Below are 21,185 nucleotides of genomic sequence, written 5' to 3'. Positions count from 1 at the left end.
GTACTATCGGCTCATCCGTTCACGAGGAAGCATCATGGAACAGGCACTGACTGCATGGCTGGCCGCCCATCCCGATATCGAAGCCGTTCCCGGACGCGATCTGTTCATCGTGGCGCGCTACCTGATCCCGATGGAGGCGACGCTGATGCAGGGTTGCCTGGAAGCGTCCGGCATTCCGGCGGTATTGGCCGACGCCCACCTGATGCAGACCGATCTGCTGCTGGCGCCGGCGCTGGGCGGCGTGCGCATCCTGGTGCCGGCCGATTTCGTGCAGCAGGCGCAGGCGGTCATCGACGCGTTCAAGCGCGGCGACTACGCGCTCGACGACAACGCCGACGTCAGCGGCCTGCCTTGATGCCGTCCCGGTCCTTGCGCCGGCGCTTGCCGAGCCAGTGCCGCAGCTGCGCATACACTTCCGGGCGGCTCAGCAGATCCAGGTGGTGGATGCCGAAACCGGTCCACTGGTGCGAGGCCGGAAACACCAGGCTGCGCGCCGGATCGGCATGCCGGCCGAGCGCCGTATCGAGCGGCACCAGGCCGTCGCCCAGCAGGCGGTCGCGCAGGTCGCCCGCGCGCCGGCCCGTGCTGCCGGCCACCGTGTAGCAGCGCACGCCGGCCGGCAGCGCCAGCGCGCGCGGCAGCGTGCCGTCCTGGTCGAAGCGGTTGCGCCCGCGCCAATCCTCGTCCACCAGGTTGGCATGGCGCAGGTCGGTGATGCCGGCGCTGCGCAGCTCGCCCAGCCGGGCAAAGGGCGCGGTGATCATGCTGCGTCCGAGCACTGCCGTGAGCCAGTTGCCGTGGCGTTCGAGCGGCGCCCCATGGTGCGGGGTGCCCAGAAATACCAGGTGGCGCAGTTGCGCGCGCCAGCCGTAGCCGGCCTGTTCCGCGTAGTGGCAGGCGCTGCGCGCCACCAGCCCGCCCATGCTGTGCGTCAGGAGCGTGATTTCCTCGACGCGCCGGGGCCAGGCGCCGACCAGCTCTTCGAGCAGGAGCGCCAGCGCGCGGCCGTTGGTCGAGATATGGCGGCCGCTGTTGTAGTGCAGGTAGAGCGTGGTATAGCCCAGGTCGCGCGCCAGCGCGGCGCCGTGGTCGTGGCCGGCGCGCTGCCATTGCAGGTCGCAGCGGCACAGTCCATGCACCAGGATCAGCAGCTTCGGCCCGGCATCGGGCAGCGCCGCCAGCGCCGCCGCCGTCGTCGCCAGCGGCTGGCCCCCGATGCGCAGGCGCATCGGAATGGCCAGCGGGTTGCCGGTGCGGGCCAGCAGGTCGCCGAACAGGCCGTTGAGCGCGGCCAGCACCGCCTCGCGCTGGGCCGTCGAATGGCGCGGCGCGCCCGCGCCCGGGCGCCGCCTGCCGATCCAGTGGCCGGTGATGCGGATCGTCGACTTGACGCGCCGGTAGACGATCCCGGTGACGCCGCCGGCGCCCGGCGGCGCCAGCGGCCGGCCCAGCAGCTTCAGGTGCAGCACCTCGACCTGGTCGACCAGTACTTCGATGCCCAGCAGCAGCAGGCGCCCGGCGCCATCCAGGTCGGCCGCATGGACATGGCGCGGACGCGCTTCAGGCGGCGATTTCCTGGCGCGCGCGTTCAATGTCGAGCCTTTCCATCGCATCGTGCGGGGTGCCGGCGGCCGCCTCCTCGCACAGCGCCAGCGCCTCATGGGCGCGCGCCCGGCCGCCCAGCATGACGAGCGCGCGCGCGTATTCGATGCGCGCGATGGCCGAACCGGGATTGAGCGCGAGCGCCTGGCGGAAGTGCTCCAGCGCCGCCTCCCGTTTGGCGCCGTAGGTGAGGCCGGCCACCAGGGCGCCGGCCTTGTCGATGATCTCGGCGTGGTAGACGCCCAGGGCGACGTGGGCGTCGGCATGGCGCGGGGCCAGGCGCAGTGTGGTTTCCAGGCTGGCCTTGACCTTGCCGGCCACGCCCGCGGCCAGCGCCTCGAGCACCGAGATCTCCTGCGCCAGCCGGCCCAGGGCGTACGCTTGCCAATAGAATGCCGCGGCATTGGCGGGCTGCGTGTGCTGCTGGCGCTCGCAGCGTTCGGCCACTTCGCGCAGGAGCGCGCACTTGTCGGGCTGGCGCGTGGCCAGGTAGACGGCATGCACGCAGGTGGCCTTGCTGGCCACCGCATAGCCGTCCAGGCCTGCGGCCAGCCCGGCGCGCGCCGCCTGCTCGAAGCGCCCGGCGTGGAAATCGATCCAGGCGTCCACCAGCGCCGTCGCGCGCGGCCATGGTTCGGCGTCGCCCGCATGCAGGCCGGCCCAGGCGCGCCTGAGGCGTGCGCCCGTGTACTCGAACCCGGCGCTGGGATAGGGAAAGGGGGGCCAGGCCACGGCGGTCTCCGGCGCGCCGGCGGCGTCAATGGTGGCGCGCGGCGGCTTTCGGCTGGCGCTTGGCGGCGGCGCGCGCCGGCGCCTTGAGCGCGGGCTTCGGCGTCGCCTTGGCTGCCGGCGCGGGCTTGGCCGCCGCGCTGCGGCGCGCCGGTTTTGGTGGCGGCGCCGCCGCGAAGGCCGCTTTCAGCTCCGCCAGTTCCCGCCGCAAGGCATCGAGCTCGTCGTGCGACGGCACGCCCAGCGCGCGCATCGCACGGGCCACGCGCTCCTCGAACAGCTTTTCGATCCGGTCCCACGAGCCGCTGGCCTGCCTGCCGACGCGCTCGGCCACGCCCGACACCCGGTCGCCGGCCAGTTTCTGGGTCAGCTCGTGCAAGTCCACGCCGTCGCGCACCAGCTTGTCGAACAGTTCGCTGCCTTCCTGCTGGGCGCGGGCAAAAGCGCCGAGCCCGGCTTGCCAGATCTGCTGCGCCGAGCCGACCACCGCGTCGACGATCGCATGCTGGTCCGCAGCCGCCATTTCCTTGAGTTTCTTTGCCATGTCGTTCCCCCGATGGGTGTTGGTTGTCCGCGGCGCGCGGGTTTTCAGCCGGCCGCCGCCCGTGCGGTGGCGCCTTGCGCTTCTTCGTCGGCCACGACCCGGCGCAGGATCTTGCCAATGTTCGACTTCGGCAGCGGCGTATCGCGGAACACGACGTATTTCGGCACCTTGTAGGCGCCCAGGGATTGCCGGCAGTGATCGAGCAGCGCCGCGGCCGTGAGCGCCGGGTCGCGCCGCACGACGACGATCTTGACCACTTCGCCGGCGCGTTCGTCCGGCGCCCGGATGGCAGCCACTTCCGACACGCCCGGATGCATTGCCACCACCTGTTCGACTTCGTTCGGGTAGACCTTGAAGCCGGAGACGACGATCATGTCCTTCTTGCGGTCGACCAGGCGCACATAGCCGTGTTCGTCGATCAGGCCGAGGTCGCCGGTGCGCAGCCAGCCGTCGGCGGTGAAGACGCGCGCGCTTTCCTCGGGCATGTTCCAGTAGCCCTGCATCACTTGCGGGCCGCGCACGCAGATCTCGCCGGTCTGGCCCGGCGCGACGGCCCGCCCGTCGTCGTCGAGGATGGCGACGTCGGTCGATGGCAGCGGCAGGCCCACCGCACCAGAGAAGCGCGGCAAATCGAGCGGATTGGCGCAGACGATGGGCGAGGTCTCGGTCAGCCCGTAGCCTTCGATCAGGGGCGCACCGAACACCTGCTGCCAGCGCTCGGCCACGGCGCGCTGCACCGCCATGCCGCCGGCCACCGCCAGCTTCATGCCGGCCGGGTGCAGCTGGCCGATGGACGGCGCCTCCAGCAGCGCCTTGAACAAGGTGTTCACGCCGATGATGACGCTGAACGGCGTGCGCCGCATCTGGCCGATCAGGCCGCCGATGTCGCGCGGGTCGGTCACCAGCACGACATGGGCGCCCAGGCGGCAGAAGGTGAGGGTGGCGGTGAGCGCGAACACGTGGTACAGCGGCAGCGGGATGATCGCTGTTTCCTTTCCCTCTTCCAGGAAGCCGCGCACCCAGGCCGCGGTCTGCTCGACGTTGGCCAGCACGTTGGCATGCGTGAGGATGGCGCCTTTCGGCACGCCCGTGGTGCCGCCGGTGTACTGCAGGAAGGCGATATCGGCAGGCGCCAGCGGCACCTGGTCCAAGCCCGCCTGCTTGCCGCGCGCCAGCGCGTCGCGCCACGCGAGCGCGTCCGGGATATGCCATGGCGGCACCATGTGGCGCACATGCCTGACCACCAGGTCGACGATCTGCGCCTTGGGAAAGGGCAGCAGGTCGCCGACCGCGGTGACGACGACATGACGCACCTGGGTGCGCGCCAGCACCTGCTCCAGCGTGCGCGCGAAATTCTCCAGCACGACGATGGCGCGCGCGCCGGCGTCGTTGAGCTGGTATTCCAGCTCGCGCGGCGTGTACTGGGGATTGACGTTGACGACCGTGCAGCCGGCATGGAAGGCGCCGAACAGCGCGACCGGATACTGCAGCAGGTTGGGCAGCATCAGCGCGACCCGCTCGCCCCGGCCGAGACCGGCTTGCTGGAGATGGGCGCCGAAGCGCGCCGCCAGCTGCGCCAGCGCGTTCCAGCTCAGGGTGGCGCCCTGGTTGCTGAAGGCCGGCTGCGCGCCGTAGCGTTCGACGATCCAGGCCAGCAAGGCGTTGAACGAGCCGAACTTGCCGACATCGACCTCCGCGGGAATGCCGGGAGGATAACTACTGAGCCAAGGGCGTTGCATACCGGGCCTCGTGGTGCACAGGCAGGTGGATCCCTGCTTCTTCGATAGTAGGGCGGGGCCGCACTTGGCATCTTTGATGTATATCAAGCGGGGGCAGGCCAGGGCAGCATCAGCGCATGCAGCAGCAAGGACTCGAACTCGGCCGCGAAATGCGGCGCCAGGGCGTGCGGGTCGGGCACGCGGCGGGCGTCGGCGATGACGCCGACATCGACCCGGCCGGCGTAGCTGAGCATGCTGACACCGAGCCCGATCCCGCCCGATTGCGGCACCCAGAACATCTGGCGCGCGATGCGGCGCCCGGCCAGGTAGCGCGGCGTGTCGGCGCCGCGCACGTTGGTGACGACCAGGCTGGCGTTGGCGGCCAGCGTCTCGAGCACGCGCTCCTTGATCGATTCCGGCGCCACCCCCATGGCGGCCAGAATGGCGAGGGCGACCAGCGGCTGGCGCGAATGCTTCAATGCGTCCATGCGGCGCCGCACTTCGGCCATCCGTTCGAGTGGATCGTCGATGCCGACGGGCAGGCTCAGGAACACCATCCCGAAGCGGTTGCCCAGTTCGTGCACCGGGCCCGGCGGGCGCAGGTTGACCGGCACCAGCGCGCGCAGCGCGACACCGTCGACCGGCTCGCCCCGTTCGCGCAGCCAGGCGCGCAGGGCGCCGGCCAGGCAGGCGACGAGCAGGTCGTTGACGCTGCAGCCGAACACCGCGCAGACGGCCTTGACGTCGTCCAGCGCCAGCGGGTCGGCCCAGGTCACCCGCTTCATGACGCCCAGTTCGCCCTTCAGGCTGGTGGCGGCATCGGGCGTCATGGCCGCGATCGTGCCGGCCTGCTGCAGCAGGTCGGCCGCCCCGGCGGCGAGGGCGAGCGCGTCGCGCGGCGAGGCCAGCATGGCGGCGCCGGCGCCGGCGGCATCGAACATGGCGCGCAGCGCGTCGCCCGCCGATTCGGCGACGCCGCCGGCCAGGCGCTCCCAGGCGCTGTGCGGCGGCGCCGGCGCGCCGTCGCCGCACGCGGCATGCGGGTGCGCCGGATCGGCGTCGGTCAGCGCGTCGAGCACGTGCAGCAGCGCGAAGCCGTCCCCATAGCAGTGGTGGATGCGCAGGATCAGCGCGCTGGCGTGGGCGCCTTCGGCCAGGTGGAATTGCCACATCGGCTTGCGCGGGTCGAGCGCCGTACTGGCCAGGTCGCCCACCAGTTCCTCCAGCGCGCCGCGTCCGGGCGGCAGGGCGACCCGCCGCACATGCCAGTCCAGGTCGAACTGCGGATCGGTTTCCCAGCAGGGCGCCTCGGGCGAACCGGCCACGCGCAGCAGGAAACGGTGAAAGCACAGCATGCGCGTCCTGATCGCCTCGCGCAGCGCGTGCAGGTCGAGGCGGCTCTCGAACAGCATCATCGCGCAGATCATCATCAAGTTCGTCGGCCGGTCCATGCGCAGCCAGGCCGCGTCGAGCGCCGACATCGGCTCGCGCGGCGTGTCGTGCGGCGCCATCACAAGTGCACGCCGTGCAGCAGGTGCTGCATGGCGCGCAGTTCGGGCGAGGCCGGCGCGTGCTCGGCCTCTTCGGCCGCCCCCGAGAGGCGGTAGGCGCTGTTCATGACGATTTGCGCCATGCGCGGCGCGGCCAGCTGCACGCCCAGGCCGAGCAGGCCGACCTCGGTGGCGATGCGCGCCGGCGCCTCGACGATGGCTCGCACCACCAGCTCGGCGGCCGCTTCCGGCGTGAGCGCGGGGGCGTCGCGGTAGGCCGCGGTGGGCGCGATCATCGGGGTGCGCACCAGCGGCATGTTGATGGTGGTGAAGGCAATGCCTTCGTCGGCCAGTTCGGCGGCGGCGCAGTACGACCAGGCTTCCAGCGCCGCCTTGGACGCCACGTAGCCGGAAAAGCGCGGCGCGTTGGTCAGCACCCCGATCGACGAAATGTTGACGATATGGCCGGCGCGGCGCGCCAGCATGGCCGGCAGCAGGCCCATGCTCACGCGCAGGGCGCCGAAATAATTCAGCTGCATCATGCGCTCGAAGTCGTGCAGGCGCTCGAAGCTGTCCACGAGTGCGCGCCGGATCGAGCGTCCGGCGTTGTTGACCAGGATGTCGACATGGCCGTGCTCGGCCAGCAGCGCCTGCACCAGGCGCGCGCAGTCGGCGCCGTCGGCCAGGTCGGCGCGGTAGGTGGCAAGGTCGAAGCCGCGCGCCCGTACCGCCGCGCGCGCCGCGGCCAGCCTGGCTTCGTCGCGCCCGCAAATGACGGTGACGGCGCCGGCTTCGGCCAGCCGCTGCGCGGTGGCCAGGCCGATGCCGGAAGAGCCGCCCGTCACCAGGACCACCTTGCCCGCCACGTGCGCGCGCAGGCTGCGGTCGACGTGCAGGGCCGGATCGAGGTGGCGCTCCCAGTAATCCCAGACGGCGGCGGCATAGTCTTCCAGCGGTGGGCACGCGATGCCGCTGCCGGCCAGCGCGGCGGCGGCGGCGCGGTTGTCGAAGCGGGTCGGCCAGTTCAGCAGCTGCAGGATGCCTTCCGGCAGGCCGAGCTCGTTCATCAGGGCCTGGTGCAGCCGGCGCAGCGGGGCCAGCGCGCCGATGCTGCCGCGCAGCCAGGCCGGCAGCAGGTTCAGGACGGCGGCATTGACGTGCAGGCGCAGCGGCGGCGCATGCGCCGCACGCGCGAAGATGTCGAGCACCTCGCCGACGCGCCGGGTGGCCGGATCGGTCAGGTGGAAGCACCCGCGGTCGAGGCCGGGCAGGTGGGCGATATGGACCAGCGCATCGACGACATAGTCGACCGGGACGATGTTGACCCGTCCGCCCTCGATGCCGAGCATGGGCAGCCAGGGCGGCACCAGCGCGCGGATGCGCTGGATCAGCTTGAAGAAATAATAGGGGCCGTCGGCCTTGTCGGTGTCGCCGCCGTGCGAGTCGCCCACCACCAGGCCGGGACGATAGATGCGCCAGGGCAACTGAACGCAGGCGCGCACCAGGCCTTCGGCGGCGTGCTTGGTCGCGAAATACGGATGCTCGAGCCGCTCGGCTTCGTCGAACATGTCTTCGCGGAACGTGCCGTCGTACAGGCCGGCGGCTGCCACCGAGCTCATGTGGTGAAAGCAGCCGGCGCCGAGGACGGCGGCCAGGTCGAGCGCGTGGCGTGTGCCGTCCACGTTCGCCGCCGCCTGCGGCGCGGCCGCCGCGCGCAGGTCGTACAGGGCGGCCAGGTGAAAGAAGTGCTCGACCTGGCCTGCCAGCGCCGCGCGCGCGGCCTCCGAGGTGCCCAGCAGCGGCTGCAGCAGGTCGCCGTACACCGGCGTGACGCGCGCCGCGTCGGCGCCCCAGAAGGCCTGCGCCTGCGCGAACGTGGCGCCGCTGCCTGGGCGTACCAGCACCGATACCGTATTGCCGCGCACGGCCAGCAGCTTGCGCACCAGGCGCTTGCCGATGAAGCCGGTCGCTCCCGTGACGAAGTAGCGCATCGTGACCCCTTCGCTCAGTGCCCGCGCCTGTCGGTCGCCGCGCTGCCGGCACCACGATAGTGATCCGCCTGGCACGGATTGTAAAGCCGATCGCGGCGTGTGCAGGGAAGGGACTGCGCGTTTGCTGGCGATTCCCGCCCGCTTGATCTGGATCAAAGGCTGCAGGCTCGTCGGAGCGCTAGCATGACCCGGTACGCATCGAACAACATGCTGGTAAAGGAGATGGCCATGACGATCCAACCCAGGAAGCACGCGGCCGCGTGCGCCTGCGCCACCGCGCTGGCGCTGTGCGGCGCGGCCCAGGCCCAGGCACCGGCGTCGGCCACCGAACGCGCGCAAGCCGATCTCGTTGCAAAATCGCAACAAAGCGCCGCCGGGCGCGTCACGGCGGCCCTGGAGGTGGTGCCCCAGCTCGAAGCCGAACCGCGCATGAAGCAGTTGCTGCAACAAGCCAAGGGCATCCTGATCGTTCCCAAGTTTGGGCGCGCGGCGCTCGGCGTCGGCGCCCAGGGCGGCGCCGGCCTGCTGCTGCTCAAGCGTGCCGACGGCAGCTGGAGCGGACCGGCCTTCTACGATCTCGGCGGATTGACCGTGGGCCTGCAGGCGGGCGGCGAGGGCGGTGCGATCGCCATGGTCTTGAACAACGACAAGGCGGTCGCCGAGTTCATGAAACGGACCAATTTTTCGCTCAGCGCGGAAGCCGGCCTGACCGTGATCAACTGGTCGAAACTGGCCATGGGCACGGCGGGCACCGGCGACGTCGTCGCCTGGAGCGGCACCAAGGGCTTGTTCGGCGACGCGGTCGCGATCGGCCTGACCGGCGTCCGCTTCAACGAAAGGCTCACCAACGCCTACTACGGACGCACGCTCGCGCCCAAGGACATCACTAGTGCCGGCCTGAACAATGCCCAGGCCAAACCCTTGCAAGAAGCGCTCGGCCGCGCCTCGGGCCGCGCCGGGTAGCGGCGGGCAGCGACGATGAACCCCGGCAGCCGCCACATCCGCTGGTTCGCCGAACTGGGCAACGCCGACGTCGCCCTGGTCGGCGGCAAGAATGCCTCGCTCGGCGAAATGTTCCGCGAATTGACGGCGCGCGGGGTGCGCGTGCCGAACGGTTTCGCCATTACCGCCGAAGCCTACCGCTACGTGCTCGACCGCGCCGGCGCCTGGCCGGCGCTGCATGCGGCGCTCGACGGCCTGGACGTGCGCGACATCGACGACCTGGCGCGCCGCGCGCGCCGCGCGCGCGACATCGTCTACGGCGCGCCGCTGCCGCCCGACCTGGCCGACGCCATTACAGCTGCCTACGCGCAACTGCAAGCCGAATACGGCGAACATCTGACGGTGGCGGTGCGCAGTTCGGCCACCGCCGAGGATTTGCCGACGGCGAGCTTTGCCGGCCAGCACGAAACCTATCTCAACATCGGCGGCGAGGCGCGCCTGCTCGACGCGGTGCGCCGCTGTTTCGCCAGCCTGTTCAAGGACCGCGCCCTCAGCTACCGCGCCGAGAACGGCTTCGACCATTTCAAGGTGTTCCTGTCGGTCGGGGTGATGAAGATGGTGCGCGCGGACCTGGACGCGAGCGGCGTCATGTTCACGCTCGATACCGAGTCCGGGTTTCGCGACGTCGTCTTCGTCACCGGCGCCTGGGGCCTGGGTGAAAACGTGGTGCAGGGCACGGTCGACCCCGACGAATTCTATGTGTTCAAGCCGACCTTGCGCCAGGGCCGCCGCTGCGTGCTGCGGCGCGCGCTGGGCAGCAAGCAGGTCAAGATGGTGTACGGGGGCGATGCGACGCGCGAAAGCACGCGCAACCTGCCGACCCCGCTGCAGGACCAGCGCCGCTTCTGCCTGTCCGACGAGGATGTGCTGGCGCTGGCCGACACCGCCGTCGTGATCGAGGACCACTACAGCGCGCGCGCCGGCCACCCGATGCCGATGGACATCGAATGGGCCAGGGACGGCATCGACGGCCAGCTCTACATCGTGCAGGCGCGGCCCGAGACGGTGGCCTCGCAAGCATCGCGGGCCAGCTACGACGAGTACCGGCTGGCGGCCACCGGCCCGGCGCGCGCCAGCGGACGCGCCGTCGGCGCCCGCGTCGCGTCCGGGGTGGCGCGCGTGATCACCGACGTGGCCCACCTGAACCAGTTCCAGGCCGGCGAGATCCTGGTGGCCGACACCACCATGCCCGACTGGGGCACGGTCATGAAGATGGCGGCGGCGGTGGTGACCAACCGCGGCGGGCGAACCTGCCATGCCGCCATCGTGGCGCGCGAGCTCGGCATCCCGGCCGTGGTCGGCTGCGAGAACGCGACCGAGACCATCCATACCGGCGATGAAGTCACTGTCTCCTGCGCCGAGGGCGACCGCGGCCACGTCTACGGCGGACGCATCCCCTTCGAAAAAACCACGATCGACCTGGCCGGCCTGGGCCAGCCGGCCACCCACCTGATGGTCAACATCGGCAACCCCGACCTGGCCTTCCAGACCGCGTTGCTGCCCAACGACGGCGTCGGCCTGGCGCGCATGGAATTCATCATCGCCGACCAGATCAAGGCCCATCCGATGGCGCTGGCCCATCCGGAACGCGTGGCCGACCCGGCCGCGCGCGCGGCGATCGAGCGGCTCACGCATGCGTTCGCGCGGCCGGCCGACTACTTCGTGCGCCATTTGTCCGAAGGCGTGGGTACGATCGCCGCCGCCTTCTACCCGAAACCGGTGATCGTGCGCATGTCCGACTTCAAGACCAACGAGTACGCCGGCCTGATCGGCGGCGCGCAGTTCGAGCCGAAGGAAGACAATCCGATGCTGGGCTTTCGCGGCGCCGCCCGCTACACCCATCCGGCCTACGCCGACGGCTTTGCGCTGGAATGCCAGGCCATGCTGCGGGTGCGCCGCGAGATGGGCCTGGACAATGTCAGGCTGATGATTCCGTTCTGCCGCCGGGTGGCACAAGCCGAGCAGGTACTGGCCGCGCTGGCCGCGCATGGCCTGGAACGGGGCGTCGACGGCCTCGAGATCTATGTGATGTGCGAAATACCGAACAACGTGATCCAGATCGATGCCTTCGCCAGGCTGTTCGACGGCTTCTCGATCGGCTCGAACGACCTGACGCAACTGGTGCTGGGCGTGGACCGCGATTCCGATATCGTCGCGGCCGATTTCGACGAACGCGATCCCGGTGTCCTGGCGCTGATCCGCCAGGCGGTCGAGGGCGGGCGGCGCAATGGCCGGCATGTCGGCATCTGCGGCCAGGCGCCATCCGATTACCCCGAGATGGCGGACTACCTGGTCGGGCTCGGCATCGACGCCATCAGCCTCAACCCCGATACCATCATCCGGACCACGCGGCTGGTGCTCGCATGCGAACAGCGGCTCGGCCGCGTCCCGCGCAGGGAAGCGCCAGAGCCGGGGAGGACGCCATGAGCAAGCCGATTGCATCGATCATGCGCACCCAGGCGACGACGGTCGCCATGGATGCGACGCTCGCGCAGGTCGAGGACACGCTGCGTCTGCATCATTTGTCGGCCGTGCCGGTCATCGAACGGCCCCGTGGCGCCGTGCTCGGCATCATCAGCGCACGCGACCTGGCCCAGGCGCACCACGACAAACGAAAGGCGGGGGAAGTACGCGCCTGGGAAATCTGTTCATACAAGCCGGTCGAAGTCGACCCCTCCGCCTCCCTCAGCGAGGTCGCACGCTTGATGGTGGCGCGCGACATCCATCACGTCCTCGTTACCGACAACAAGGCCATCGTCGGCATCGTGTCGGCGCTCGACTTCGTCAGGCAATTCATCGAGGAGGACACCGGAAATCCCTCCTGATCCCAACAAAAAAGGCCCGGCTCGATGCGAGCGGGGCCTTGCTTCTTGCGGATCGACCTGGTGGTGATAGGTGGACTTGAACCACCGACCCCAGCATTATGAGTGCTGTGCTCTAACCAGCTGAGCTATATCACCGAAAGCGTAAAGCAAAATGGCCCGGCTCGTAGAGCCAAGCCATGTGCCTGAATTCTGTGGTGGTGATAGGTGGACTTGAACCACCGACCCCAGCATTATGAGTGCTGTGCTCTAACCAGCTGAGCTATATCACCAAAAGAGAACGCTATTATCCAAGGCGCCGCGTCTTGTGTCAAGGCTGTGTACGCCGAGCAACCACGGTTTTTTGCGGCGCTATCAGCTTGGCAAGCCCTTCAAGTGCCTCAACAGTTCGCCGGTCGGGTCGGGGCCCAGGCAGTCGACGACGATCCGGTTCGGCATCGCGCGCAGCCAGGTCAGCTGGCGTTTGGCCAGCTGGCGCGTGGCGGCGATGCCCGTTTCGCGCAGCGCCGCGCGGTCGATCGTGCCGTCCAGGTAGTCCCAGCTCTGGCGGTAGCCGACGCAGCGCATCGAAGGCAGATGCGGCGACAAGTCGCCGCGGGCGCGCAGGCGCGCCACTTCGGCCACGATCCCCGCCTCGTCCGACTCGCCCAGCATCGCGTCGAAACGCTGCGCGATCCGCTGGTGCAGCACGCTGCGGTCCGAGGGCTCGAGCGCGAACGAGACCAGCTCGAAGGGCAGCGCCGGTTTCGCGCGCAGCGCCAGCAGGGCCGACATCGGTTTGCCGGTCAATTCGATGATCTCGAGGGCACGGTTGATGCGCTGGGCGTCGGCGGGCGCCAGGCGTGCGGCGGTGACCGGGTCGAGCGCGCGCAGTTTCGCGTGCATGCCGGGCCAGCCGATGCGCGCCGCTTCCTCGTCGATGGCGGCGCGTACGCCCGCGTCGGCCGTCGGCAGGTCGTCGAGGCCGTCGATCAGCCCTTTGAAATACATCATCGTGCCTCCCACCAGCAGCGGCAGCGCGCCGCGCGCGCCGATCTCGGCCACCAGGCGCAGCGCGTCGAGACGGAACTGCATGACCGAATACGCATCCAGCGGATCGATGATGTCGATCAGGTGGTGCGGCGCGCTGGCCAGTTCCCCGGCGGTGGGCTTGGCGGTGCCGATGTCCATCCCGCGGTAGACGAGGGCGGAGTCGACCGAGATGATCTCGACCTGGCGTTCGCGCGCGATCGCCAGGGCGGCGGCGGTCTTGCCGGAAGCGGTCGGGCCCATGATCGCCACTGCCCGCGGCTTCGCGTTTCGTACTTCGTTCTTCATGCTTGGAACCTATCCCAGTAGGAAGTGCGTCGTTGCCGACGCGCCTGACAAGCGGGTGCTGCGTTGCCCGTCGTCGCGTGGCGCGCCACGCGGCCTCCTCGCGCCTTGCGACCGCTTGCATGCATCGTCATCCACTTCCTTCTTTCTACTGAAACAGGTTCTTATTGGCCGCGCAGGAACAGCTTGTCGAGCGCCGAGATGTCGAGCTGGACCCAGGTAGGGCGGCCGTGGTTGCACTGGTCGGCGCGCTCGGTGTTCTCCATCTGGCGCAGCAGCGCGTTCATCTCGGGCGTGCTCAGGATGCGGTTGGCGCGCACGGCCGTGTGGCAGGCGAGGGTGCCGAGCAGTTCGTTGCGGCGCTCGATCAGCACGCGCGAGCCGCCGAATTCGCGCACGTCGCGCAGCACGTCGCGCGCCAGCGTCTGGGCGTCGGCGTTCTTCAGCAGCATCGGCACGGCGCGCACGGCCAGGGTCGTGGGCGAGAGGGCGGCGATGTCGAAGCCGAGCGCTTTCAAGGTGTCCTGATGGTCGGTGGCGGTCGCGACCTCGATCGCGTCGGCGAAGAAGGTGACGGGAATCAGGAGCGGCTGCACCCCCATGTCCTGGCCGTCGACCTGGGCGTCGAGCGCGTTTTTCAGCTGCTCGTACAGGATGCGCTCGTGCGCGGCATGCATGTCGACCAGTACCAGGCCGCGGGTGTTCTGGGCCAGGATGTAGATGCCGTGCAGCTGGGCCAGCGCGAAGCCGAGCGGGAAGTCGTCGTTGCCGGGCGCGGCCGTCGGCGCGGGCATCGGCGCCACGCCTGCTGCCGGACGCGGCTCCGCGAACAGCGCGCCATAGTTTGCCGTGCTCTGCGCGACGCCCTGGCCGGCGGGCGCGTCCCAACGGCTGCCCGGGGGGAAGGGAGAAGGAGAAAACGTCTGGGTCAGTTGCTTGCCGAAGGTGGTCTGCTCGTGCGGGCGGCGCCATTGCGCATCCGACGGCGCGATCTCGGCCGCGCTGATCGGCGCCGGCGTGCTGCCGTGCGCGGTGGCCGAGGTGGCCGCCAGCGAGCGCTGCACCGCGTGGAATACGAACTGGTGCACCGCGCGGCTGTCGCGAAAGCGCACTTCGATCTTCGACGGATGGACGTTGACGTCGACCAGCGCCGGGTCGAGATCGAGCGCCAGCACGTAGGACGGGAAGCGGTCCCCGTGCAGCACGTCCTGGTAGGCCGCGCGCACCGCGTGCACCAGGAGCTTGTCGCGCACGTAGCGCCCGTTGACGTAGAAGAACTGGCCGTCGGCGCGCGCCTTCGAGGCCGTCGGCAAGCCGGCATAGCCGTGCAGGCGCAAGGGGCCGGCCGATTCGTCGATCGGCAGCCTCGCCTCGGCGAAATCGTTGCCCAGGATCTGGCTGCTCCTGCGCGCCATCTCGCACACGTTCCAATGGTCGATGGTGCGGCCGTTGTGCGTCAGGCTGAACGAAACGTCCGGACGCGCCAGCGCGATGCGGCGCACGACCTCGGCGCAGTGGCCGTATTCGGTCTGTTCGGATTTCAGGAATTTGCGGCGCGCCGGGGTATTGAAGTAGAGGTCCTGGACGTCGATCGTGGTCCCGCAGGGACCGGACGAGGGCGCCACGGTGCCCTGGTGCGAGCCGACGATTTGCCAGGCGTGCGCTGCGTCCGCCGTGCGCGTGGTGATCGACACCGCCGCCACCGAGGCGATCGAGGCCAGCGCCTCGCCGCGAAAGCCCAGCGTCGCCACATTCTCGAGGTCGGTCAGCGAAGCGATCTTCGAGGTCGCATGGCGCGCCAGGGCCAGCGGCAGCTGCTCGGGCGCGATGCCGCGGCCGTTGTCGCTGATCGCGATGCGCTTGACGCCGCCTTCTTCCAGGCGGATCGTGATCTGGGTCGCGCCGGCGTCGAGCGCGTTTTCGAGCAGTTCTTTCACCACGGCCGAGGGGCGCTCGACCACTTCGCCGGCGGCGATCTGCGAGATCAGCTGGTCGTTGAGCTGCTGGATGGGGCGGTGGGTAGGGACGGGCGCGTTCATGCCACGATTATATCCCGTGCCCCGGGTGCGGTTTGCCGCGCGCGCTTCGTTTGGAACCTATTCTTGTTTCGCTTCCCGCACCGGAATCGGCGCCGCGCACAGATCGACGTGACCGGCCGCGACCTTGGTCCACGGCCCGCCGCGGTTGCGCTGCGCCTCGACCACTTTCTGGAAGGCGGCGCTCTCGGTGCGCATGACTTCGAGGCGTGTACGCTGCGCTTCGGGCACGTCGGCCGCCACCCGGAAGGACTTGATCGGCACCTGCATCTCCGGCTTGTCGAAAAAGCCCATCGGCGCCGGGCCGCGCGCCACGGTCGACAGCAGCGGCATGCCGGACACGACGCGGCCGACCAAGGTGATGTTGCGGTCCAGCTGGCGCGGAGCATGGCCGGTGACGACGTACAGGGCGGTGCCGCCGCCGCTGTCGGCATCGGCATCGCGCCCTACGCCCACCATCGCGTAGCAGTGCGCCAGCCAGGTCTCGCCCGCCTTCGGATCGCGCCCGACCGGGAAACCGTTCGAGTGGCCGACCTGCGGCGCGTAGCCGTCGATGTCCTTCAGGCGCGTGAACCCGGTGTCGTTCTTCAGCGGCACCGTGAACTCGCCCTTGAGCTTGTCCCTGGCCTTCTTGACCGGACGCGGATTCTTTTCGTCCGGATCGCCCCACTGGACGACGAAATTGTCTTGCGAGCGCAGGATGACGAGACCGTCGAAATAGCGTTCACGCGCCAGGGCCTTGATATTGACGGCGTGGTTCGGTGCGAAGGTGGGTGCCAATTCGATCACGACGCGTCCATCTGGCAAGTCCATGTACAGGGTGTGCTCCGGATCGAGCGCGCGCCAGTCGGACGCTGTCGACTCCCTGACGATGTCGCCCACGCCCGGTTTCGGCGCCAGTTCCTTCTTCGGCGCGGCGGCCTGGACGGCGGCGCTGGCCACGATGGCCATGGCCACGCCGGCCTGGACTGCGATCTGAACTGCCTTCATCTATGGCTCCGCAAGTTGTTAATGTTGAGTAATTGTAATGGCGAAATTGGACCGGTCTGCAAAACTTAGCAGTCCCTTAAAATCTCGCTGGCGCCCGGCCGCCGCCGCGGTTTGGCCTGGCTGTCTGGTGGTATGATTCGGCGTTACCGTTTAGGAAAATTATGGATCTGATGCAATTTTTCGACATGATTCTTCATGTCGATAAGACGCTGGGTGTGCTGCTGGCCGAGTATGGCACCTATGTCTACATCGTCCTGTTCGCGATCGTGTTTTGCGAAACGGGTCTCGTGGTCCTCTTTTTCTTCCCGGGCGACACCCTGCTGTTCATTGCTGGCGCCTTCTGCGCCACCGGCGAGATGAGCTATCCATTGTTGATGGCGCTGCTCATCGTCGCAGCCATTACGGGCAATACGCTCAATTACTATATCGGCGAGGCCGTCGGCCAGCGCATGTTCACCAACAACTACCGCTGGCTGAACAAGGATGCGCTGCACCGCACCCACAATTTCTTTGAAAAGCATGGCGGCAAGACCATTATCCTGGCGCGCTTCGTGCCGGTGGTGCGCACCTTCGCCCCTTTCGTGGCGGGCGTGTCGGACATGACCCACTGGCGCTTCCAGCTCTACAACGTGACTGGCGCCGTGCTGTGGGTGACTAGCCTGGTAACCGCTGGCTACTTCTTCGGCAACATCCCGATCGTGCGCAACCACCTTACCGAAATCGTCATCGTCGGCGTCAGCGTGGCCCTGGTGCCGCTCGCCCTCGGCGGGCTGTACAAGTTCGGGCGCAAGGTGCTCAGCCGCTGATGGCACGATAGCAAGCTTCTTGCCCCATTCGACCAGCGCGCCGCGATTTTGCGGCGCGTTTGCGTTGAGGCCCTCAAGTTTCCGCGTGCAAGCGTCGTTAAGGCAGGGTGAGTTCACTTTTCCCCAGCCCCATGCGTAACCTGATCGCCCTGTTTGCCTGCAGTATCGCCATGCTCGGCGCGAGCGCCGCCGAACCGGCGCCCGCCGCCAAGCCCGCGCCCGCCGCCAAGCCCGCGCCCGATACGGCCAAGCCCGCGCCGGATACGGCCAAGCTGGCGGCCGACCTGGCCAAGCCGGCCAAGCTGGTCGACAAGCCGACCCTCGACAAGGCCGGCATGGTGGCGGCGGCCGCCGACAAGGCGCACGCGCCGCCGGCCGAGAAGCCGCCGGCCGACAAGCCGTCCAAGGCGAGCGCTGCCACCGCCGACCGCGTGGCCGCCGCCGTCTCCGCCGGCGAGGACGACGCCCAGGTCGACCTGTCGGTGAAGATCGCCGAGCGCCTGGCCGAGATGCGCGCCAAGCAGGCCGCGCGCGCGGCCGCCGCGGCCAAGGCGCGCAAGGCGGCCGACGCGAAACGCAGGAAGCTGGCGGCCGTCGCCGCCGCCCCGAAGATCAGCCACCACTGGAACTACGACGGCGAATTCGGCCCCGAAAACTGGGGCAAGGTCAATCCGGCCTGGGCCCAGTGCGGCAAGGGCAGCCGCCAGTCGCCGATCGATATCCGCGACGGCATGAAGGTCAACCTGGACGAGATCGATTTCGATTACCGTCCCTCGACCTTCAGCGAGATCGACAACGGCCACACGGTGCAGGTGAATGTTGCCGGCGGCAGCTTCATCCAGGTCGGCGCCGAGCGCTATGAACTGGTGCAGTTCCACTTCCACCGTCCGTCGGAAGAGCGCATCAACGGCAAGGGCACCGAGATGGTGATCCATCTCGTGCACCGTGGCATGGGCGGCAAGCTGGCCGTGGTCGCCGTGCTGCTCGAACGCGGCAAGGGCAACGACGCGATCCAGCTTGTATGGAACAACATCCCGCTGGAAAAGGGCCAGCTCGGTTCGCCCGGGCTCGAACTCGACCCGCTGGAACTGCTGCCCAACCGGCGCGAGTACTACACCTACATGGGCTCCTTGACCACGCCGCCCTGCACCGAGAACGTCCTGTGGCTGGTGATGAAGCAGCCGATGACGGCCTCGCCGGCGCAGATGGCGCTGTTCTCTCGCCTGTACCCGCTCAATGCGCGGCCGGTGCAGGCCAGCGAAGGGCGGATGGTGAAGGAATCGAATTAAAGGAAAAAGCCGGCGCTGCCGGCTTGTTGATCGGCGATGTCCGCGCGGCCCGGGCCGCGCCGCATCCCATCAACTGACGTGGTACTCCCCGCGCCAGCTCTGGCCCGGCCCCAGCGCCGGCGCGTGCAGCAAGGCCGGCTCGATACAGACGAAGCGCCGGTATTCCCCGTCCGCCATGTCCGCCAGCGCCGCCGCATCCTCCAGCCCCGGATTCCACACGACCGCATCCGGAAACCCCTGCTGGCGCAGCGTCAGCACGACATCGCCATCGACCAGCGCCAGGCGCGGCTCGGCGTTGTCGTACACGCGGTCGATCTTGCCGTGGATCGCCAGCTCTTCGCGCTCGACGCCGAGGATGCGCACGCCGGCCACGTCGTCGACCAGGAAATAGGTATGCAGCGCCGCCGCGAACGGGAAGGGCGCCGCGCCGGTATTGCGCACTTCCAGCCCCATGGTCAGCTCGTTGGCGCGGATCGCCACCCGCAAGGCCAGTTCGAAGCCGTGCGGCCAGGCCTGCGCATGGCCTGGCGCCAGGTCCACGGGCGCCAGCGCAAGGACGGCGTAGGCCCAGCCGTCGTCGACGCCGGACTCGCTCACGCGCCAGGTGCTCACGCGCGCGAAGCCGTGGCGCATGCCGCTGCCGCGTTCGGCGAACTGGGGAAAGATGACGGGCACGCCGCCGCGGATCGCCTTGCTGCCGTCCAGGCTTGATTTGGCGCTGCAGAACAGGCGTTCGCGCCCGTCGGCGCCGCGCCAGGAGACCAGGTGGGCGCCGTACAGCGTGATGCTGGCCTGGGCGCCGTCCGCCGCGCTGAGCAGCAGGGCGGGAAGGTGACCGAAGGTGGTGGAGATGACGGCGTCGCTAGGGCTCATGTCGGAAACGGATCGGAGATGGGCCGGGTAGTATGCCATGCCCGCCGCAGCCGGCGCGCCAAGGACTGCCGGACGTTCTCGCGCGTCTCAGCTCAGCCGGCTCTTGGCCATCGGCGGATTGGCCGCGAAATAACGCTTGATGCCCTTGGTGATGGCATCGGCCAGCTGTCCCTGGTAGCCGTCGTCCTTGAGTTTCGCTTCCTCTTCCGGATTCGAAATGAAGGCCGTCTCGACCAGGATCGATGGAATGTCCGGCGCCTTCAACACGGCAAACCCGGCCTGCTCGACGGCCGCCTTGTGCAGGCGGTTGATGCCGCCGATCTCGCCCAGCACGGCCTTGCCGAGCTTCATGCTGTCGTTGATCTGGGCCGTGGTCGACAGGTCGAACAGCACGCTCGCCAGCTGGCGGTCGTGCTTGGCGAAGTTGACGCCGCCGATCAGGTCGGCCTTGTTCTGGTCGGTCGCGAGCCAGCGTGCGGCGGTCGAACTGGCGCCTTTTTCGCTCAGGACAAAGACCGAGGAGCCGCGCGCGCGCGCTTCGATGAAGGCGTCGGCGTGGATCGAGACGAACAGGTCGGCCTGCACCTTGCGCGCCTTTTCCACGCGGGTGCCGAGCGGGACGAAATAATCGCCGTCGCGGGTGAGCATGACGCGCGTGTTCGGCAGCGCTTCCAGGCGCGCCTTCAGTTTCTTGGCCACCGCCAGCACGATATCCTTTTCGCGCGTGCCGCTCGGGCCGATCGCGCCCGGGTCTTCGCCACCGTGGCCGGGGTCGAGCGCGATCGTCACCATCCGCACCACGTTGTTGGCGGGCAGTTGCGGCTTGGCGGCGGACGGCGCCGGGGGCGGCACCGGCTGGGTCGCGCGCGGCGCCGCGTTGCCGCTCATGGCGGCGATTTCCGCCTCCAGGCGCGCCACCGGATCGGGCGCAACCGGCTGGCTTGACGGCACCGGCACGGCGGGCACGGCGGTGGCCGTGCCGTCGCCCGGCGACCATTCTCCCTTTTCGATCAGCGCCGCGATCGGGTCGGGCGCCTCGACCGGGTACAGGTCGAAGATCAGGCGGTGCTTGTATTCGGCCACGGGCGCCAGCGTAAACACCTGCGGCTTGATCTCTTCCTTCAGGTCGAACACCAGGCGCACCACGTTCGGGCGGTTCTGGCCGACGCGCACCTGCTTGATGTAGGGGTCGTTCGATTCGATCTTGGCGACCAGGCCCTTCAGGGTGTCGTTCAGGGCCAGGCCGTCGATGTCGACCACCAGCCGCGGCGGGTCGGGCACGAGGAAATGCTCGGCTTTCAGGTCGGTATCGTTTTCCAGCGTGACGCGCGTGTAGTCGTCGGCCGGCCAGACGCGCACGGCCAGGATCTGGGCGGCGCGCGCGGGCAGCGGACTGAACACCGACAGCAGCAGCGTGCCGCCCGCTTTCAGGACGGTACGGCGGCGGGCAGAAGGGGTCAACCGGCGGGGAAGGAGAGGCGATCGAGGCATAACAGGCCCTGTGGGGACAACGCCTGCAATTCTACAGTACGTCCGGCGCCGCTGACGGTGAGCAGGACCCGGACGTCGGGTGGCGGCAACACCGGCTCGCCCTTTTCGGGCCACTCGACGATGCAGATGTTCTTGCCGTCGAAGTCTTCGCGGAAACCGGCATCCAGGAATTCTTCCGGACTGGCCATGCGGTACAGGTCGTAGTGGATGAGGTTCACGGGCGCGCCAGCGAGTTGCACGCGATAGGGTTCGGACAGGGTGTAGGTCGGGCTCTTGACGGTGCCCTGGTGGCCGCAAGCGCGCAGCAGGGCGCGCGTCAGCGCCGTCTTGCCGGCGCCGAGGTCGCCGTGCAGGTAGATGACGAGGCCCGGCGCCACCGCGCGCGCCAGCGCGGCGCCGAGGGCCAGGGTCGCCGATTCGTCCGGCAGGTAGGCTGTGAAGTGCTGCATCAATTAAAATGGTAAGTTCGGCGGCGCACCTGCACGCCG

At 68.9% G+C, this 21,185-nt stretch carries 18 protein-coding genes and 2 tRNA genes; 6 read left to right on the top strand and 14 right to left on the bottom strand.

Annotated features, from left to right (window positions below; all coding sequences use genetic code 11):
- The first annotated feature begins 34 nt into the window (after positions 1-34).
- Entirely contained in the window at positions 35-355 is a 321-nt protein-coding gene (locus ACFPOU_RS11755; RefSeq protein WP_379721115.1) for a putative signal transducing protein, read from the top strand.
- Here ACFPOU_RS11755 and ACFPOU_RS11750 read toward each other — a convergent pair.
- The 6 genes from ACFPOU_RS11750 to ACFPOU_RS11725 all read right to left on the bottom strand — a co-directional run bounded on the left by ACFPOU_RS11750 (position 339) and on the right by ACFPOU_RS11725 (position 8,074).
- Positions 339-1,592: an esterase/lipase family protein gene (locus tag ACFPOU_RS11750; protein ID WP_379721112.1), complete on the bottom strand. Its 1,254-nt coding sequence runs from the start codon at positions 1,590-1,592 to the stop codon at positions 339-341. The genes ACFPOU_RS11755 and ACFPOU_RS11750 overlap by 17 nt on opposite strands.
- Complete coding sequence (locus ACFPOU_RS11745) at positions 1,561-2,334, bottom strand: tetratricopeptide repeat protein (RefSeq protein ID WP_379721109.1); 774 nt, start codon at positions 2,332-2,334, stop codon at positions 1,561-1,563. Before ACFPOU_RS11745 ends, ACFPOU_RS11750 begins: the two co-directional genes overlap by 32 nt.
- Positions 2,335-2,359: 25 nt before the next feature.
- Positions 2,360-2,875 (bottom strand): phasin family protein, encoded by a 516-nt coding sequence (locus tag ACFPOU_RS11740; RefSeq protein WP_379721106.1) that lies wholly within the window; start codon positions 2,873-2,875, stop codon positions 2,360-2,362.
- Positions 2,876-2,919: 44 nt separating this feature from the next.
- Positions 2,920-4,614 (bottom strand): AMP-binding protein, encoded by a 1,695-nt coding sequence (locus ACFPOU_RS11735; protein WP_379721103.1) that lies wholly within the window; start codon positions 4,612-4,614, stop codon positions 2,920-2,922.
- Positions 4,615-4,697: 83 nt separating this feature from the next.
- Complete coding sequence (locus ACFPOU_RS11730; protein ID WP_379721100.1) at positions 4,698-6,104, bottom strand: wax ester/triacylglycerol synthase family O-acyltransferase; 1,407 nt, start codon at positions 6,102-6,104, stop codon at positions 4,698-4,700.
- Positions 6,104-8,074, bottom strand: coding sequence for an SDR family oxidoreductase (locus tag ACFPOU_RS11725; protein ID WP_379721097.1), 1,971 nt, complete (start codon positions 8,072-8,074; stop codon positions 6,104-6,106). Before ACFPOU_RS11725 ends, ACFPOU_RS11730 begins: the two co-directional genes overlap by 1 nt.
- Positions 8,075-8,302: 228 nt before the next feature.
- On the opposite strand from ACFPOU_RS11725, the gene ACFPOU_RS11720 reads away from it, so the two are divergent.
- Genes ACFPOU_RS11720 through ACFPOU_RS11710 form a run of 3 tightly spaced genes read left to right on the top strand, consistent with a single transcriptional unit; the run spans position 8,303 to position 11,901 of the window.
- Positions 8,303-9,037, top strand: a complete 735-nt coding sequence (locus ACFPOU_RS11720; protein ID WP_379721094.1) for a lipid-binding SYLF domain-containing protein — start codon at positions 8,303-8,305, stop codon at positions 9,035-9,037.
- Positions 9,038-9,052: 15 nt separating this feature from the next.
- The gene (ppsA, locus tag ACFPOU_RS11715) at positions 9,053-11,503 is read left to right on the top strand and encodes a phosphoenolpyruvate synthase (protein ID WP_379721091.1); all 2,451 of its coding nucleotides are present in this window, start codon (positions 9,053-9,055) and stop codon (positions 11,501-11,503) included.
- Positions 11,500-11,901, top strand: coding sequence for a CBS domain-containing protein (locus ACFPOU_RS11710; protein WP_379721088.1), 402 nt, complete (start codon positions 11,500-11,502; stop codon positions 11,899-11,901). The genes ppsA and ACFPOU_RS11710 overlap by 4 nt, the downstream gene beginning before the upstream one ends.
- A 58-nt stretch (positions 11,902-11,959) precedes the next feature.
- Here ACFPOU_RS11710 and ACFPOU_RS11705 read toward each other — a convergent pair.
- The 5 genes from ACFPOU_RS11705 to ACFPOU_RS11685 all read right to left on the bottom strand — a co-directional run bounded on the left by ACFPOU_RS11705 (position 11,960) and on the right by ACFPOU_RS11685 (position 16,238).
- Positions 11,960-12,036 (bottom strand) — tRNA-Met (locus ACFPOU_RS11705).
- Positions 12,037-12,093: 57 nt separating this feature from the next.
- A tRNA-Met gene (locus ACFPOU_RS11700) sits at positions 12,094-12,170 on the bottom strand.
- Positions 12,171-12,252: 82 nt separating this feature from the next.
- Positions 12,253-13,215, bottom strand: coding sequence for a tRNA (adenosine(37)-N6)-dimethylallyltransferase MiaA (gene miaA, locus ACFPOU_RS11695; RefSeq protein ID WP_379721085.1), 963 nt, complete (start codon positions 13,213-13,215; stop codon positions 12,253-12,255).
- Between the two features lie 161 nt (positions 13,216-13,376).
- Positions 13,377-15,251 carry a DNA mismatch repair endonuclease MutL gene (mutL, locus tag ACFPOU_RS11690; protein ID WP_379721082.1) on the bottom strand — a complete coding sequence of 625 codons (1,875 nt, stop codon included), beginning with the start codon at positions 15,249-15,251 and terminating at the stop codon, positions 13,377-13,379.
- A gap of 57 nt (positions 15,252-15,308) precedes the next feature.
- A complete protein-coding gene (locus ACFPOU_RS11685; protein WP_379721079.1) occupies positions 15,309-16,238 on the bottom strand; it encodes a peptidylprolyl isomerase in 930 nt (309 codons plus the stop codon).
- Positions 16,239-16,399: 161 nt separating this feature from the next.
- Here ACFPOU_RS11685 and ACFPOU_RS11680 point away from each other — a divergent pair, with 161 nt between their 5' ends.
- Positions 16,400-17,044 carry a VTT domain-containing protein gene (locus tag ACFPOU_RS11680; RefSeq protein ID WP_379721076.1) on the top strand — a complete coding sequence of 215 codons (645 nt, stop codon included), beginning with the start codon at positions 16,400-16,402 and terminating at the stop codon, positions 17,042-17,044.
- Positions 17,045-17,175: 131 nt separating this feature from the next.
- Positions 17,176-18,333 carry a carbonic anhydrase gene (locus tag ACFPOU_RS11675; protein ID WP_379721073.1) on the top strand — a complete coding sequence of 386 codons (1,158 nt, stop codon included), beginning with the start codon at positions 17,176-17,178 and terminating at the stop codon, positions 18,331-18,333.
- A gap of 69 nt (positions 18,334-18,402) precedes the next feature.
- Here ACFPOU_RS11675 and ACFPOU_RS11670 read toward each other — a convergent pair whose 3' ends face one another.
- The 3 genes from ACFPOU_RS11670 to tsaE all read right to left on the bottom strand — a co-directional run bounded on the left by ACFPOU_RS11670 (position 18,403) and on the right by tsaE (position 21,146).
- Positions 18,403-19,206, bottom strand: a complete 804-nt coding sequence (locus ACFPOU_RS11670; protein WP_379721070.1) for an aldose epimerase family protein — start codon at positions 19,204-19,206, stop codon at positions 18,403-18,405.
- An 87-nt stretch (positions 19,207-19,293) separates the two neighbouring features.
- Complete coding sequence (locus ACFPOU_RS11665; protein ID WP_379721067.1) at positions 19,294-20,697, bottom strand: N-acetylmuramoyl-L-alanine amidase; 1,404 nt, start codon at positions 20,695-20,697, stop codon at positions 19,294-19,296.
- Positions 20,664-21,146 carry a tRNA (adenosine(37)-N6)-threonylcarbamoyltransferase complex ATPase subunit type 1 TsaE gene (gene tsaE, locus ACFPOU_RS11660; RefSeq protein WP_379721064.1) on the bottom strand — a complete coding sequence of 161 codons (483 nt, stop codon included), beginning with the start codon at positions 21,144-21,146 and terminating at the stop codon, positions 20,664-20,666. Before tsaE ends, ACFPOU_RS11665 begins: the two co-directional genes overlap by 34 nt.
- Between the last annotated feature and the right edge of the window lie 39 nt (positions 21,147-21,185).

Origin of the sequence: Massilia jejuensis (assembly GCF_042656795.1) — a bacterium.
Taxonomy (GTDB): domain Bacteria; phylum Pseudomonadota; class Gammaproteobacteria; order Burkholderiales; family Burkholderiaceae_D; genus Telluria; species Telluria jejuensis.
The sequence above is the reverse complement of the archived record's forward strand: the minus strand, read 5'-3'. Positions and strand labels throughout refer to the sequence as shown.

Bases quoted from the DNA above. Each gene is read 5' to 3' on its own strand.
- tsaE (WP_379721064.1), bottom strand. From the start codon at position 21,146: ATGCAGCACTTCACAGCCTACCTGCCGGACGAATCGGCGACCCTGGCC.
- ACFPOU_RS11670 (WP_379721070.1), bottom strand. From the start codon at position 19,206: ATGAGCCCTAGCGACGCCGTCATCTCCACCACCTTCGGTCACCTTCCC.
- miaA (WP_379721085.1), bottom strand. From the start codon at position 13,215: ATGAAGAACGAAGTACGAAACGCGAAGCCGCGGGCAGTGGCGATCATG.
- ACFPOU_RS11665 (WP_379721067.1), bottom strand. From the start codon at position 20,697: ATGCCTCGATCGCCTCTCCTTCCCCGCCGGTTGACCCCTTCTGCCCGC.
- ACFPOU_RS11755 (WP_379721115.1), top strand. From the start codon at position 35: ATGGAACAGGCACTGACTGCATGGCTGGCCGCCCATCCCGATATCGAA.
- ppsA (WP_379721091.1), top strand. From the start codon at position 9,053: ATGAACCCCGGCAGCCGCCACATCCGCTGGTTCGCCGAACTGGGCAAC.
- ACFPOU_RS11730 (WP_379721100.1), bottom strand. From the start codon at position 6,104: ATGGCGCCGCACGACACGCCGCGCGAGCCGATGTCGGCGCTCGACGCG.
- ACFPOU_RS11735 (WP_379721103.1), bottom strand. From the start codon at position 4,614: ATGCAACGCCCTTGGCTCAGTAGTTATCCTCCCGGCATTCCCGCGGAG.
- ACFPOU_RS11740 (WP_379721106.1), bottom strand. From the start codon at position 2,875: ATGGCAAAGAAACTCAAGGAAATGGCGGCTGCGGACCAGCATGCGATC.
- ACFPOU_RS11680 (WP_379721076.1), top strand. From the start codon at position 16,400: ATGGATCTGATGCAATTTTTCGACATGATTCTTCATGTCGATAAGACG.
- ACFPOU_RS11685 (WP_379721079.1), bottom strand. From the start codon at position 16,238: ATGAAGGCAGTTCAGATCGCAGTCCAGGCCGGCGTGGCCATGGCCATC.
- ACFPOU_RS11720 (WP_379721094.1), top strand. From the start codon at position 8,303: ATGACGATCCAACCCAGGAAGCACGCGGCCGCGTGCGCCTGCGCCACC.
- mutL (WP_379721082.1), bottom strand. From the start codon at position 15,251: ATGAACGCGCCCGTCCCTACCCACCGCCCCATCCAGCAGCTCAACGAC.
- ACFPOU_RS11725 (WP_379721097.1), bottom strand. From the start codon at position 8,074: ATGCGCTACTTCGTCACGGGAGCGACCGGCTTCATCGGCAAGCGCCTG.
- ACFPOU_RS11710 (WP_379721088.1), top strand. From the start codon at position 11,500: ATGAGCAAGCCGATTGCATCGATCATGCGCACCCAGGCGACGACGGTC.
- ACFPOU_RS11675 (WP_379721073.1), top strand. From the start codon at position 17,176: ATGCGTAACCTGATCGCCCTGTTTGCCTGCAGTATCGCCATGCTCGGC.